This window comes from Chelatococcus sp. XZ-Ab1 (genome assembly GCF_029309855.1).
Lineage (GTDB): Bacteria > Pseudomonadota > Alphaproteobacteria > Rhizobiales > Beijerinckiaceae > Chelatococcus_A > Chelatococcus_A sambhunathii.
This window is the reverse complement of record NZ_JARKII010000004.1, coordinates 84,630-98,840: the sequence shown is the minus strand read 5'-3', so window position 1 is coordinate 98,840 and position 14,211 is coordinate 84,630. Positions and strand designations below refer to the sequence as shown.

Below are 14,211 nucleotides of genomic sequence, written 5' to 3'. Positions count from 1 at the left end.
TCCTCGATCACCCTGTGGTGGCCCGCGCTCCATCTGGGAGCCGTCGTCCTCCTGCCGCTCGGCGCCGTCTTTGCGGGCCATGCGCCCGCCGCCCGGCTCAACAGCTGGCAAGAGCGGGAACCGCTTTGCGCAAAGGCAAGCACTCGAGCGAGTGGCAGAAATCGCATGCTCCACTGCTTGGCAAATTGAGGCAGGAATTCCCGCGCACCGCGCTATGATCGGCAGCCGGCGCCGGAAATGCGCCGGTGTGTACAAGGAATCTTTCGGGAGACGACATGAAGGTTGCCATTCTCGGGACCGGGGGTATCGGTCTTGCCACCGCCGCCTGGCTTGCCCACCACGGCCATGTGCCGGTGCTCTGGTCGCCGTCGGGCGCGGGCACGCGCGAACTCGCGGCGGGGGAGAGCCTGCGCTACAGCGGCAAGATCGAGGGCGAGTGCCGGCCGGAGGTCGCTTCGAGCGCGGCCGGGGCTGTCGCGGATGCCGACGTCATCCTCGTCGCTGTTCCCGGCAACGGGCATCGCACCGTGATGGAAGCGGCGGCCCCGCACATCCGGCCCGGCCAGGTGGTCGTCATCAGTTCGTTGTGCTCGCTGAGCGCGCTCTACCTGTCGCGTCTCCTCGCCGAGCGGGGCGTCGAGGTGCCGATCGCCACCTGGGGCACCACGGTGCTGACGGCGCGCCGGCGCAGCGGCACCGAGGTCGCGATCATGACGGTGCGCACCAGCCTGCATGTCGCCACCCTGCCCGTCTCGCAGGCCGCCGTCGGCATCGAGACCTGCCGGGCGCTCTTCGGCGACCGCTTCCTCGCGCAGTCCGACGTGCTCGCCACCTCACTCATCAACATCAACCCGGTGGCCCATCTCGGGCTGGCGCTCGGCAATCTCACGCGCATCGAACGCGGCGAGAACTGGCCGCAGTACCATTACATGACGGATTCCGTCAGCCGGCTGATCACGACGCTGGACCACGAGCGGCTCGCCGTTGCCGATGCCTTCGGCCTGAGGATCCATCCCATCGAGGAGCATTTCCACCGCTCCTTCGACGTGCCGATGACGGACCTCGCCGAGATCGCGCGGACGATCCATGCGCGGCGCGGCGGCCCGCCCGGGCCGACCTCGCTCGATACGCGCTTCATCCTGGAGGACGTGCCCTATGGTCTCGTCTTCGCCGAGGCGGTGGGCAAGATCGCCGGCGTCGACACCTCGGTGCATGCGGCGGCGATCACGCTCGTCTCGGCCATCTGGGGGCGCGACTTCCGGGCCGAGAACGACCTCCTGCCCGTGCTCGGCCTCGACGGCCTGTCGAAGGACGAACTGCTGCAGCGCGCCCGCCACGGCTGGCCGGCGGCCAAGGCATAGCAGGCGGACAGCCCATGGCGATCGACGAATTCGACCGTCGCATCCTTGCCGCCCTGCAGGGCGATGCGACCCTCTCCATCGCCGAGATCGCGGAGCGGGCGGGCCTGTCGCCCACACCGTGTTGGCGGCGCATCCAGAAGCTGGAACGGGCCGGCATCATCCGCAAGCGCGTCGCCCTGCTCGACCGCAAGCAGCTCAACGCCGGCGTCACCGTGTTCATCGCGGTGCGCACGAGCCAGCACACGCTCGCCTGGCTCGAGAAGTTCCAGAAGGCCGTGGCCGATATCCCGGAGATCGTCGACGTCTATCGCATGAGCGGCGAGATAGACTATCTCCTGCGCGCCCTCGTCACCGACATTGCGGCCTATGACGCGGTGTACAAGAAGCTCATCAGCCGCGTCGATCTCACCGACGTCTCCTCCATGTTCGCCATGGAGGAGATCAAGTCGACGACCGAGATACCGCTCGACTACGCTCTCGCCTCGGAATGAGCGGGCCGAGCGGCGGCCTTCAGGCCGCCGCCGGCTTGCGCTGCCGCTCGCGCCAGGCCCGGTAGAGCGGCGTCACCAGCACGAGGGCGGTCAGCAGCGCGATGATGATCGACACCCAGGACGACACCAGCACGGCCGGGTTGCCCTGGGAGATGGTGAGCGAGAGCCGCAGCTGGCTCTCGGCCATCGGCCCGAGGATGAGCCCGAGCACGACGGGCGCCTGCGGATAGCCCAGCTTCTCCATCACATAGGCGACGAGCCCGACGCCGACGAGGATGTAGAGGTCGAACATCGCGTTGTTGACGGCATAGACGCCGATGGCGACGAAGAGGATGATCAGCGGCGCCAGCACCACGCGCGGCAGCCGCAGCACCTGGCCGAAGATGCGCGTCGCGGCAAGGCCGCCGACGACGAGCAGCAGGAAGGCGGACAGGAGCATCTGCAGCATGAAGCCATAGACGACGTCCGGATGGTCGCGGAAGAGCTGCGGCCCCGGCCTGAGGCCATGCACCAGCAACCCGCCGAGGATGACGGCCGCGACGCCCGAGCCCGGAATGCCGAGCGACAGGGCCGGAATGAGCGCGGCGGCATTGTCCGCGCCGTTGCCGGCCTCCGAGGCCGCGACACCCTCCGGGTTGCCCTGCCCGAAGGTTTCCGGGCTGCGCGCCACGCGCTTGGCGTCGTTATAGGCGAGGAAGGACGACATGCTGCCGGCGGCGCCCGGCATGATGCCGATGAAGACGCCGATGGCGGAGCTGCGCAGCCAGACGGGCAGGAAATAGCGCCATTCGCGCAGGACGGAACGCTGTTTCCTGAATTTCAGGGCCGCTGCCGACATGCCTTCCTTGATCGATTCCTCCGCCATCTGGAAGACCGGCGGCAAAGCGAAGAGCCCGGTCAGCAGAACCACGATGCTGAAGCCGTCCATCAGCTCCAGGCTACCGAAGGTGAAGCGTTCGGTGCCGCTCGTCAGATCCTGCCCGACCGTGCCGATGAGGAGGCCGATGAGCGAGGCCGTGACGCCTTTGACGAGGTCGTCGCCGAGCAGCGCCGAGATGGTGGCAAGGCCGAGCATCGCCAGCCAGAAATATTCCGCCGGCCCGAACAGCAGGCTCACCTTGACGAGCGGCGGCGCGAAGAGGATGAGCGCGACGGCCGAGAGGGCACTGCCGATGACGCCGGAAACGACCGCGACCTGCAGCGCATAGGCGGCCTCGCCCCGTTTCGTCATCTCGTAGCCGTCGAGGATGGTGGCGACGGAGGCCGGCGTGCCAGGCACGCGCATGAGGATGGCGGGAATGGCGCCGCCATAGCTGCCCGCGTTGTACATGCCGGCCATCATGCCGAGCGCGAACAGCGGATCGAGCCCGAAGGTGATGGGAATGAGGATGGCGATGCCCGTCGTCACCGTGAGACCGGGCAAGGCGCCGACGACGAGGCCGGCGATGGAGCCGATGACGACGGCGAGGAGATTGGCCGGCGCGAAGACGTGCGGCAGGGCATGGATAAGGGCATCGATCACCGCACCGTCTCCCACAGGTGCATCAGGACGTCGGGCGGCAGGGGCCGCTCCAGGACGACATTGAAGATGAGGACGATCGCGGCAAGCGTGCCGAGGGCGAGCGGGACGGTGAGCGCGAGGCGCCGATAGCCGAGCACGAACGGCAGGCCGACGGCGAGCGCGAAGCTCGGCAGCAGGTAGCCGGCGACGCCGATGGCCGCGACATAGGCGACGAGGATCACGACCGCGAGCAGGAAGCGCGGCAGATGGGCGAAGAACGGCTGCCCGCCGGCTTCGGTGCCGTGCCGGAGCTGGCGCACGGTGACGATGAGGCCGCACAGGGCGAGCAGTGCCGCCAGCACGCGCGGGAAGGCCGCGCTCTCGGCCGGATAATCGGCCGAGAGGACGAATACCGCACCCGCGACGGCGATCAGCGCCGCCGCGAACACGATCTCGACGATGCGTCGAGAGGGACCGGTCGTCACCGCCACGGCGAGACCTTCCAGGTCGCCTCGAGGTCGGCGGTGCTCTTTTCGAGGAAGGCCTTGTAGTCACCCGAGGCGAGATAGTGCAGCGGGATCTCCGCCTTCTTGGCCGCCTCGAGGTATTCTGGATCGTTCAGAGCCTTGTCGACCGCCGCTTCGAGCTTGGCGACGATATCGGCAGGAATGCCCTTGGGCGCGGCGATGCCACGCGATGACCCGGCGACGACGTCATACCCCTGTTCGCGGAAGGTCGGCGCATCCTTCAGATAGTCCGAGCGCTCCTCGCTCATGACGCCGATGACGCGGATCTCGCCCTCGCGCGACAGCTGCAGCGCCTCGCTGAGGTTCATCGTCGCCGCGGGGATGTGGCCGCCGAGCACCGCCTGGCGCACCGGCGCCGTGCCGCCGAAGGGCGCGTGCGTCAGCTTGACGTCGGCCAGGCGCTCGAAATTGAGGATGGTGATGTGCTCGGACGAGCCGACGGCGCCGGACGTGCCGATGGCGATCGAGCCGGGCTTCGCCTTGGCCGCCTCGACGAGATCCTTCACGGACTGGTACGGGCTGTTCTTGCCGACGACGAGCACGCCCGGGTCGTAGACGAGGTTCGCGATGGGCTGGAAGTCGTCCATCTTGAACTTGGCCTTGCCCTCGACGACGAGCGCATTGATGGCCGGTACGTTGATGAAGCCGATGGTGTAGCCGTCCGGCTTGGCCTGAGCGACTGCCGTCCAGCCGATCTCGCCGCCGGCGCCGGGCTTGTTGATGACGGCGATGCGCGCGCCGCCGCCGAGGTGCTTCTCCATGAAGCTCGCGATCGAGCGGGCGGCAACGTCGGTGCCGCCGCCCGGCGCGAAGGCGACGATCATCTCGATCGGCTTCGTTGGATAATCTGCCGCAAGGGCGCTGCCGGACAACGCGACGGCGGCAACCACTCCCATGACCCCTGCGCGGAAAACTCGTTTCATCTGCTCCACTCCTCCGAAAATCCGCCGCATCGGAACGGCGGCGCACTGCCGATCTTGTTGTCCTCTATAACGGCCAACGTGTTCTTTTCAACGTACAACAGAAAGACGGTTCTGCCGGCACGACGGCCTGACGATAGCGCAGGAGCAGCGGAATAGGTTTTCCTTTCACGCCGCTGCCGGCCCCTGCCCCGAAAATGCCGTGCGGACGCTCCTCCGTGGTTGAAATATTACTGTCACCCACCGTGTGGAGCCGAACAGGGGCACCGGCCGAAAATTCTGCTATTGAGGGCCCCAATCGGCCGCTGCCGCCCGACACCGAGGCTCGACATGAAACCGTCCCGCGACATCGAGGTGCTCCTTGCCATCATGGCGGCGCTGCGCACGCCCGGCACCGGTTGCCCCTGGGATCTCGAACAATCCTTCGAGACCATCGTGCCCTATACGATCGAGGAGGCCTATGAGGTGGCCGATGCGATCGAGCGGCGGGATTTCCTCGACCTGCGCGATGAGCTCGGCGATCTCCTGCTGCAGGTCGTTTTCCATGCCCGCATGGCGGAGGAAGAGGGCCTGTTCGCTTTCGGCGATGTCGTTCAGGCAATCACCGCCAAGCTCATCCGCCGCCATCCGCACGTCTTCGGCGAGGCGCGCGATCTCGCGCCGGAGGCGGTGAAGGCGCTCTGGCACGACATCAAGCGGCAGGAGAAGGACGAACGTCGCCGCGAGCGCTCCACCGCGGGCGGGGAGGAGGACGCGCCCCGCGGCCTCCTCGCCGACGTGCCCAAGGTGCTGCCCGCGTTGACAAGGGCCGAGAAGCTGCAGCGCAAGGCGGCGACGGTCGGCTTCGACTGGACGGATCGGCGGGCCGTCGTTGACAAGATCCGCGAGGAGCTTCGCGAGGTGGAGGAGACGCTCGATTCGACCGACCGGGCGGCTCAGCAGGACGAGATCGGCGACCTGCTCTTCGCCGTCGCCAATCTCGCTCGCCACCTCGAAATCGACCCGGAGGCGGCGCTGCGCGGCACCAATACCAAGTTCGAGCGCCGCTTCCGCTTCATCGAGCAAGTCGTTGAAGGCCAGGGCGCATCCATGGCCGACGTCTCCCTCGAGGACATGGAGGACATCTGGCAGGAAGCCAAGCGCAGGGAACGCGAGGGCGCGTGAGGCTCAGGCCGCGACGCGCCGCGCGCCGGGGCAGCGCCGGGTCAGGCGTGCCTCCTTGTCGGGCGACAGGCGGATGGTCAGCGCGATGTGTCCGTCCTCGCCCTCCTCGCGCCTGAGGATTTCGGCCTCCTCATAGAGCCAGTTGAGCGTCGCCCCCTCCGTCGGGGCAAGGATCACCCGGTAGACGGGCCTGCCGGCGGCGATGCGCGCCTCGATCTCGGCGAGCAGGGCGTCGATGCCATATCCGGTCTGGGCCGACACGAGCACCGGCTGCGGCCCTTCACCCTTGCGAACGGCGAGCGCGGCGAGGCGCTCGCGGCCCGCTTCATCGAGCAGGTCAGCCTTGTTCCAGACCTCGATGAGGCTGCGTTGGCGGGTTTCGTCGATGCCGAGCTCGCGCAGGATGGTCTCGACGTCGGCCGCCTGGGCTTCGGTATCCTCGTGCGACACATCGCGCACGTGTAGGAGCACGTCGGCCTCGACGACGTCTTCCAGCGTCGCGCGGAAGGCGGCAACGAGCATCGTCGGCAGATCGGAAATGAAGCCGACGGTATCGGAGAGGATGGCCTTCTCCCCGTGCGGCAGGGTGATGGCGCGCGCCGTCGGGTCGAGCGTCGCAAACAGCATGTCCTCGGCCATCACCGAGGCGGTGGTGAGCCGATTGAACAGCGTCGACTTGCCGGCGTTGGTGTAACCGACCAGCGCGATGACGGGATAAGGCACGCGCCGGCGGCTGGCGCGGTGCAGCGAGCGGGTGCGCTTGACCTGCTCGAGGTCGCGCTCGATCCGCGTCATGCGCTCCTGGATGATGCGTCGATCCGCCTCGATCTGCGTCTCACCGGGACCGCCGAGAAAGCCGAAGCCGCCGCGCTGGCGTTCGAGGTGCGTCCACGAGCGCACCAGCCGGCTCTTCTGATAGGCCAGATGCGCCAGCTCGACCTGGAGCGCGCCCTCGCGCGTCCGGGCCCGGCGGCCGAAGATCTCGAGAATGAGCCCGGTGCGGTCGATGACCTTGCACCCCCAGGCCCGTTCCAGATTGCGCTGCTGCACCGGCGACAGCGCGCAGTCCATCACCACGAGGCCGATGTGGGAGGCCTTGATGGCTCCGGTCAGCTCCTCGACCTTGCCCTTGCCGAGATAGGTCGACGGGCGCACGTCGTCGAGCGTCACGATGAAGGCTTCGACGACGTCGAGGTCGATGGCGCGCGCGAGGCCCACCGCTTCGTCGAGCCGCGCCTGCGGATCCCGCAGGTTCGCTCCGCCCTCCTCCCGCACGCGTGCCTTGCGCGCAGGATAAGGACCGACGACGAAGGTCGCGGTCCCCGAAGCGACGGTCTTCTCAGGCTCGTTCAGGTGCGCGGCAAGCGCGCCCTTGCGGTTTTTCGGTTCGGTCAAGTCAGGCCTTTTCGCCGCCCTCTTCGCCCTGCTCGAAGAGCTGAATCGGATGGCCTGGCATGATCGTCGAAATCGCATGCTTGTAGACAAGCTGCGAATGGCCATCCCGGCGCAGAAGGACGCAGAAGTTGTCGAACCAGGTCACGACGCCCTGCAGCTTCACGCCATTGACGAGGAAGATCGTCAGCGGAACCTTGTTCTTACGGACGTTGTTGAGAAAAGTGTCTTGCAGGTTCTGCGTGCGTTCGCCCGCCATTGTTGAGCCTCGTCAGCCGTGCCGCCGCCGGTCCGCGGCGCGCTTTTGTTGTTCTTGCCCGCTGGAGAGAATCGTCCCAGGCCCAGGGCATATCAGACCGGTTGGTATCATTACAAAGGCATAGGACTTTACGCGCAAGTGGTCTTGCGCGCATTAAGTTTGTTTATTGCGGTTTCGGGCAAGTTGCGCCGTGGAATGGAGCGTGCGCCCGAGGCCGTGGCGCGGAGTGCGCCTTGCCGGTCCGCTCACGAGCCGATCCCCAGCGACTTGAGCTTGCGATGCAGGGCTGAGCGCTCCATGCCGATGAATTCGGCCGTGCGCGAGATGTTGCCCGAGAAGCGGTTGATCTGTGCGATCAGATATTCGCGCTCGAAAATCTCGCGCGCATCGCGCAGTGGCAGGCTCATCAGCTTTTCGCCGCCCGCCCCGGCCGGTGTCGTCGGCACGAGCGAGCCGATCTCGGCCGGCAGCATCTCGGCGGTGATGGAGACCTCCGGATCGCCGCCGGCAAGAATCATCAGCCGTTCAACGTTGTTGCGCAACTGGCGGACATTGCCGGGCCAGTCGTGCGTCTGCAACACGGCCATGGCATCCTCGGCGATGAGGCGCTTGGCAAGGCCGGTTGCCGACGAGATCTGGTCCATGAAGAAGTCGACCAGTTCAGGCACGTCCTCGCGCCGCTCGGCGAGCGAGGGCACGCGGATCGGCACGACGCTGAGGCGGTGGAACAGGTCCTCGCGGAACCGGCCCGCGGCGATAGCTTCCGTCAGGTCGTGGCTCGTCGAGGATATGATGCGCACGTCGACATGGACGCGTGTTGCCCCGCCGACGCGCTGGAAGTTCTGGTCCACGAGAACGCGCAGAATACGGTTCTGCGTCTCGCGTGGCATGTCGGCGATCTCGTCGATGTAGAGCGTGCCGCCGTGGGCTTCCTCGAGCGCGCCGGTGCGGCGCGCCCTGCCCTCGCCAGCCTCCACGCCAAAGAGCTCGCTTTCCATGTTCTCGGGCGTGATTGTCGCCGCGTTGATGACCACGAAGGGTCCATTGGCCCGGCTTGAGAGGCCGTGCAGCGTGCGTGCCGTCAGCTCCTTGCCGACCCCCGGCGCGCCGGTGATGAGCACGCGCGCGTTCGTCGGCGCGGTGCGCTCCACCGCCTGCCGCAGCTGGTTGATGGCAGCCGAGCGGCCGACAATGCGGCTCGCCTGAACCGAGCGCGTGCGCAGTTCCTTGATCTCGCGCTTGAGGCGTGAGGCCTCGAGCGCGCGCTCGGCGACGAGCACCAGCCGGTCCGCCTTGAACGGCTTCTCGATGAAGTCGTAGGCGCCGCGCTTGATGGCGGAAACGGCCGTCTCGATGTTGCCATGGCCGGAGATCATGATCACCGGAAGTTCGGGGTGGTTCTCCTTGATGTTGTCGAGAACCTGCAGCCCGTCGAGCCGGCTGCCCTGCAGCCAGATATCGAGGAAGACGAGGTGCGGCCGCCGTTGCTCGATGCTGGCCAGCGCCTCGTCGGAGCTGCCGGCGGTGCGCGTGCGGTGCCCCTCGTCCTCCAGAATTCCGGCCACGAGCTCGCGGATATCGGCCTCGTCGTCAACGACCAGGATGTCTGCACTCATCCGTCCTGCCCCGTATGCAATGCCGCGGCTCTCGCGCGCCCGCCCTCATCGGGCGAATCTTCGGCCGCGTCGGTCATGGGAAACCACAGCCTGACACGGGCGCCCGAGCGCCCGCGCTCGTCCGGCGGCGCATCGATGAGCTCGATGCCGCCGCCGTGGTCTTCGAGAATCTTGCCGACGATGGCGAGGCCGAGACCCGTGCCCCCCTCTCGCGTCGTCATGTAGGGTTCCAGCAGCCGCTGGCGCCCTTCGCGCGGGAAGCCCTTGCCATTGTCGGCGATGTCGATGACGACGCGCCCGCCGTCCTCGCGCGTGACGGCGACAGCAATGCGGCCGGGCCCGCGCTCCTCCTCCGGCACGGCGAGGACCGCCTCGGTGGCGTTCTTGACAATGTTCGTCACCGCCTGGGAGATCAGGCGCCGGTCGAAGCGCGCGGCGATGGAATCGGGCTCGTAGCGCTCGTCGAAGGTGATTTCGGGATTGCCGACGCGCATCAGGAAAATGACCTGCCGCACCGTCTCGACCACGTCGTCGTGGGCGAGCGAAGGTTTGGGCATGCGCGCGAAGGACGAGAACTCGTCGACCATGCGCTTGATATCGTCCACCTGGCGCACGATGGTCGCGACGCACTGGTCGAAGACCTCCCGATCGGCAACGATGACCTTGCCGTACTTGCGCCGGATGCGCTCAGCCGAGAGCTGGATCGGTGTCAGCGGGTTCTTGATCTCATGCGCGATACGCCGCGCCACATCGGCCCAGGCCGAGGTGCGCTGGGCAGTAACGAGATCGGTGATGTCGTCGAGGGTGACGACGAAACCCTTGTCTTGGCCAACAGCCTGCTCGCTGGTGACGCGCACCGTGAGCATGCGGTCGCGCCCGTCGCGGTTGATGGAAATCTGCCCCTGCACGAACTGCCGGTGCCGACTTGTGAGAGCCTCCTCCACGAGTTCTGCGAGCTCTGGCACCGCCTCGGCCACGGGACGGCCGACGAGGCGCGACGCTGGCTGGCGCAACAACTGTTCGGTCGAGGGGTTGACGATCGTGATGCGGCCGTGCGCATCCGTGCCCACCACGCCGGCGGAGACGCCGGCGAGCACCGCCTCGGTGAAGCGCCGGCGCTTGTCGAGCACGTCACTCGCCTCCGTGAGGCTGTCGTGCTGCTGGCGCAGCTCGCTCGTCATCTTGTTGAAGGTCGCACCGAGATGGGCAAGATCACCCTCAGCGCGGCGGATCGGCACCTGGACGTAGAAATTGCCGGTCGCCACTTGGTCCGTGGCGTGGATGAGGCGGCGGATCGGCGCGACGAGGCGGTTGGCGAAACTGAGGCCGAGCCATACCGCCGACAGGAGGACGATGAGCGCGACGAGCGCGAACATCGACGCGAAAGCGATCTGGATCCCGGCCTTCTTCGCTTCGAGCGCCTGGTAATAGGCGACGCCCGCCTCGGCCTCGCCCGGGAATGAGACGGCGCGCGGATCGACGGCCCGCGCCACGAACAGCACCGCATCGCCATAGGAGGGAAGCTTGATGACGGCGCGGAAGATGTTGCTGTTGCTCGTGATGAGGCAGTCGGCGTCGGTCGGGCTTGCCCCCGCCAGAACCTCCTTGTCCGGCAGGGTGAGGCCCTCGAGCTGTTTGGCTTCGATGCGCTCCATGACCTCGCCGTCCTGTTGGATGAGCATGGCCACGGGAAAGCCGAGATAGAGCGCCCGGGAGGTCATGAAATCCCGGTAGAGCCGCCGGTCGACGTCGAACATCGGCTTGGCGCGATTGAGGTCGTCGGCCATCAGGTAGGTCTCGCGCACCAGCGAGCGGCACTGGCTGTCGCGGTAGGCCTTGGCGATGTCCAGCGTGTTGGTCATCAGCGCCTTGAGCGAACCGGTGAACCAGGGGTCAAGCCCCCGCTCCAGCGTCACCGTGGCGACGATGGCAACGAGCACGGCCGGGAAGGCCGCGACGAGGCTGAACAGCGAGACGATGCGCACGTGCAGCCCCGCCGCGGCGGCGCCCCGGCGCCGTGCGCGAAACAGGCTCCACGTGTCCCACAGGACGATCGCGACAAGCGCGATGACGAGCACGACATTGATGAACAGCGCCCAGACGACGACCTCGTGCGTCGGCAGGATGGGCGTGAGACCAGCGAGCACGAGAAAGGTGATGAGCGCGCTCGCCAGCGCCGTGACCACGGCAATGGTGCCGACCAGCCCGGAGACGCGCGCCGAGCCCTTTTCGTCGCGCACCGTGCTGCGGGTGCCCTGGTTCGATGTTGACGTCACGAGGCCTCGAATCTTCGAGCCGAACGGCTCAGTCAGCGACTCGACTGCCCTTGTGATGCATCAAGACAACAGTGTTGTCAAAATATGACAGAGCGCAGGGAATGCTCATCGCGCGCTGCGGATCACCTGCATGTCGAGGTCGCGAATTTTCTTCCGCAATGTGTTGCGATTGAGACCGAGCAGCTCCGCCGCCTTGATCTGGTTGCCGCGGGTGGCGGCAAGCGCAGCACCGATCAGCGGCGGCTCGATCTGCCTCAGGATGCGATGATAGAGGCCGGGCGGCGGCAGCCGGTCGGGAAACTCGGCGAAATAGGCGGCAAGATGCTGCTCGACGGCTTCCGAGAGGCTCGCCGGCGCCGCCGTTGCGACCGCGTCATCGGCCGCGAGCGCGCCGACCGGCTCGAGCTCGGCGTCGATGATCGGCGCGGTGATCGTCTCCTGCGGGTAGAGCGCGGCGAGACGGCGCACGAGGTTCTCGAGCTCGCGCACGTTGCCCGGCCAGCGATAGCGCTTGAGCTTGTCGAGGGCCTCGGCGTCGATCTGCTTCCGCGCCAGCCCCTCCTTCTCAATCATGCCGAAGAAATGGCGCGCGAGGTCGGGAATATCCTCGCTGCGCTCGCGCAGCGGCGGCAGGCGCAACGGCACGACGTTGAGGCGGAAGTAGAGATCCTCGCGGAACAGGCCCTGATTGATGGAGACTCTGAGGTCCTTGTTGGTCGCCGCGATGATGCGGACATTGGTCTTGATCGGCACCCGGCCGCCGACGGTCGTGTACTCGCCCTGCTGCAGCACGCGCAGGAGGCGCGTCTGCGCCTCCATGGGCATGTCGCCGATCTCGTCGAGGAAGAGCGTGCCGCCCTCCGCCTGCTCGAAACGCCCGGCGTTGCGGCCGGTGGCACCGGTGAAGGCCCCCTTCTCGTGGCCGAAGAGCTCCGATTCGATGAGGTCGCGCGGGATGGCGGCCATGTTAACGGCGACGAAGGGTCCGTTGCGGCGCTTGCCGTAGTCGTGCAGGGCGCGCGCCACGAGCTCCTTGCCGGTGCCCGACTCACCGGTGATCATCACGGTGAGGTCCGTCGGCATCAGGCGCGCCAGCGCGCGATAGATCTCCTGCATGGCCGGGGAGCGCCCGACGAGGGGTATGTCCTCGCCCTCGATGCCGTGCGCCGAGACAGCGGCCCCCCGCGGGCGCGAGAGGGCGCGGCCGACGATGGCGACGAGCTCCTTCAGGTCGAAGGGTTTGGGCAAATATTCATAGGCGCCGCGCTCGGAGGCGCGGATCGCGGTCATGAACGTGTTCTGCGCGCTCATGACGATGATCGGCAGCTCCGGCCGGATCTTCTTGATGCGCGGCAGCAGGTCGAAGGCATTCTCGTCCGGCATCACGACGTCGGTGATGACGAGGTCGCCCTCGCCCTGCGAAACCCAGCGCCACAGCGTCGCCGCCTGGCCCGTGGAGCGTACGTCATAGCCGGCGCGCGACAGCGCCTGATTAAGGACCGTACGGATTGCTGCATCGTCGTCTGCTACTAGAACGCTGCCGCGCTGCATCTCGTTATCCCATCATGTCCTTGTTGCCCGCCCGTCATGGGCGAGAAGCATCGGCATCAGCAGGCGGAAGGTCGTACGCCGCGGGGCGGACTCGCACTCGACGATGCCGCCGTGATCGCCGATGACCTTGGCAACCAAAGCAAGACCGAGGCCAGTTCCCTGGGCCTTGGTGGTCACGAAGGGATCGAACAAGTTCGGCAGGAGGTCCTGCGGCACGCCCGGACCGTTATCCCGCACGCGGATCTCGAGCGGCAGGCTGAGCCGCTCTTCCGAGCCACGGATCTGCATGCGCACACCCGGGCGGAAGGCAGTGGCCAGCGTGATCTCGCCGTCGACTGCGTCCGGCCCGATTGCCTCGGCCGCGTTCTTCACGAGGTTGAGCAACACCTGGATGAGCTGGTCGCGATTGCCGTAGAGCGGTGGCAGCGACGGGTCGTATTCCTCGACGAAGCGGATATGGCGCGCGAAGCCCGAGACCGCCAGCCGCTTCACGTGGTCGAGCACGTCGTGGATGTTGACGGGGCCACGCTCTATCGGCCGCTCCTCGCCGAAGACCTCCATGCGCTCGACGAGCTTCACGATGCGGTCGCTCTCGTCACAGATGAGGCGCGTGAGCAGGCGGTCATTCTCGTTGGCCGTCGCTTCGAGCAGCTGTGCCGCGCCGCGGATGCCGGAGAGCGGGTTCTTGATCTCGTGCGCCAGCATGGAGCCGAGCGCGGTGATGGACCGGGCCGCGCCGCGATGGGTCAGCTGCCTGTCCATTTTTTCGGCAATTGTCCGTTCTTGCAGCATCAGGACGACGCGGCCACGCGGCTCGGCGAGGGGCGTTGCGAAAACGTCGACGATGCGCGAGCCGCCGAGACGCGGCGAACCGATGTCGACCCGGTATTCGCTGACGCTGGCCCCGCGCTGGCGCACCTCCTCGACGAGCGCGATGACCGGCGAACCGAACGGCAGAAGCTCGCTGAGGCGCTGCCGGCGCAGGAGGTTGAGCCCCGTCTCGAAGAAGCTCTCGGCGGCGATGTTGGCCTGGGTGATGAGCCCCTCGGCATCGACCGTGATGACGGGAAGCGGCAGGACATTGACGATGGCATCGCCGTCCTGTTCGAAACCTCTGTTCATGAGCGGCAACTCTTCGCTCGCGACGATCTCC

At 67.0% G+C, this 14,211-nt stretch carries 12 protein-coding genes; 3 read left to right on the top strand and 9 right to left on the bottom strand.

Annotated elements, in window-relative coordinates; all coding sequences use genetic code 11:
- The first annotated feature begins 275 nt into the window (after window positions 1-275).
- Window positions 276-1,361, top strand: a complete 1,086-nt coding sequence (locus P2T65_RS08230; protein ID WP_276199566.1) for an NAD/NADP-dependent octopine/nopaline dehydrogenase family protein — start codon at window positions 276-278, stop codon at window positions 1,359-1,361.
- A gap of 20 nt (window positions 1,362-1,381) precedes the next feature.
- Window positions 1,382-1,852 (top strand): Lrp/AsnC family transcriptional regulator, encoded by a 471-nt coding sequence (locus P2T65_RS08225; RefSeq protein ID WP_055458494.1) that lies wholly within the window; start codon window positions 1,382-1,384, stop codon window positions 1,850-1,852.
- A gap of 19 nt (window positions 1,853-1,871) precedes the next feature.
- On the opposite strand, the gene P2T65_RS08220 is transcribed toward P2T65_RS08225, so the two are convergent.
- From P2T65_RS08220 to P2T65_RS08210, 3 genes are read right to left on the bottom strand one after another with little or no spacing between them, the layout of a single operon-like run.
- Window positions 1,872-3,374, bottom strand: a complete 1,503-nt coding sequence (locus tag P2T65_RS08220) for a tripartite tricarboxylate transporter permease (RefSeq protein ID WP_276199565.1) — start codon at window positions 3,372-3,374, stop codon at window positions 1,872-1,874.
- The gene (locus P2T65_RS08215; RefSeq protein ID WP_055458277.1) at window positions 3,371-3,844 is read right to left on the bottom strand and encodes a tripartite tricarboxylate transporter TctB family protein; all 474 of its coding nucleotides are present in this window, start codon (window positions 3,842-3,844) and stop codon (window positions 3,371-3,373) included. The genes P2T65_RS08220 and P2T65_RS08215 overlap by 4 nt, the downstream gene beginning before the upstream one ends.
- Window positions 3,835-4,803, bottom strand: a complete 969-nt coding sequence (locus P2T65_RS08210) for a tripartite tricarboxylate transporter substrate binding protein (protein ID WP_245282565.1) — start codon at window positions 4,801-4,803, stop codon at window positions 3,835-3,837. The genes P2T65_RS08215 and P2T65_RS08210 overlap by 10 nt, the downstream gene beginning before the upstream one ends.
- 327 nt (window positions 4,804-5,130) lie before the next feature.
- Here P2T65_RS08210 and mazG point away from each other — a divergent pair, with 327 nt between their 5' ends.
- Entirely contained in the window at window positions 5,131-5,964 is an 834-nt protein-coding gene (gene mazG / locus P2T65_RS08205; protein ID WP_055458278.1) for a nucleoside triphosphate pyrophosphohydrolase, read from the top strand.
- 3 nt (window positions 5,965-5,967) lie between these two features.
- On the opposite strand, the gene hflX is transcribed toward mazG, so the two are convergent.
- The 6 genes from hflX to P2T65_RS08175 all read right to left on the bottom strand — a co-directional run bounded on the left by hflX (window position 5,968) and on the right by P2T65_RS08175 (window position 14,180).
- Complete coding sequence (gene hflX, locus P2T65_RS08200) at window positions 5,968-7,359, bottom strand: GTPase HflX (protein WP_063186347.1); 1,392 nt, start codon at window positions 7,357-7,359, stop codon at window positions 5,968-5,970.
- Between the two features lies 1 nt (window position 7,360).
- Window positions 7,361-7,615 (bottom strand): RNA chaperone Hfq, encoded by a 255-nt coding sequence (gene hfq / locus P2T65_RS08195; RefSeq protein WP_055458280.1) that lies wholly within the window; start codon window positions 7,613-7,615, stop codon window positions 7,361-7,363.
- Window positions 7,616-7,860: 245 nt separating this feature from the next.
- Window positions 7,861-9,231: a sigma-54 dependent transcriptional regulator gene (locus P2T65_RS08190; RefSeq protein WP_055458281.1), complete on the bottom strand. Its 1,371-nt coding sequence runs from the start codon at window positions 9,229-9,231 to the stop codon at window positions 7,861-7,863.
- Window positions 9,228-11,507: a PAS domain-containing sensor histidine kinase gene (locus P2T65_RS08185; protein WP_245282564.1), complete on the bottom strand. Its 2,280-nt coding sequence runs from the start codon at window positions 11,505-11,507 to the stop codon at window positions 9,228-9,230. Before P2T65_RS08185 ends, P2T65_RS08190 begins: the two co-directional genes overlap by 4 nt.
- Before the next feature lie 105 nt (window positions 11,508-11,612).
- Window positions 11,613-13,058 (bottom strand): nitrogen regulation protein NR(I), encoded by a 1,446-nt coding sequence (ntrC, locus tag P2T65_RS08180; protein WP_055458282.1) that lies wholly within the window; start codon window positions 13,056-13,058, stop codon window positions 11,613-11,615.
- A gap of 12 nt (window positions 13,059-13,070) precedes the next feature.
- On the bottom strand, window positions 13,071-14,180 hold the full coding sequence (locus tag P2T65_RS08175) for a nitrogen regulation protein NR(II) (RefSeq protein WP_055458498.1): 1,110 nt from the start codon (window positions 14,178-14,180) through the stop codon (window positions 13,071-13,073).
- Between the last annotated feature and the right edge of the window lie 31 nt (window positions 14,181-14,211).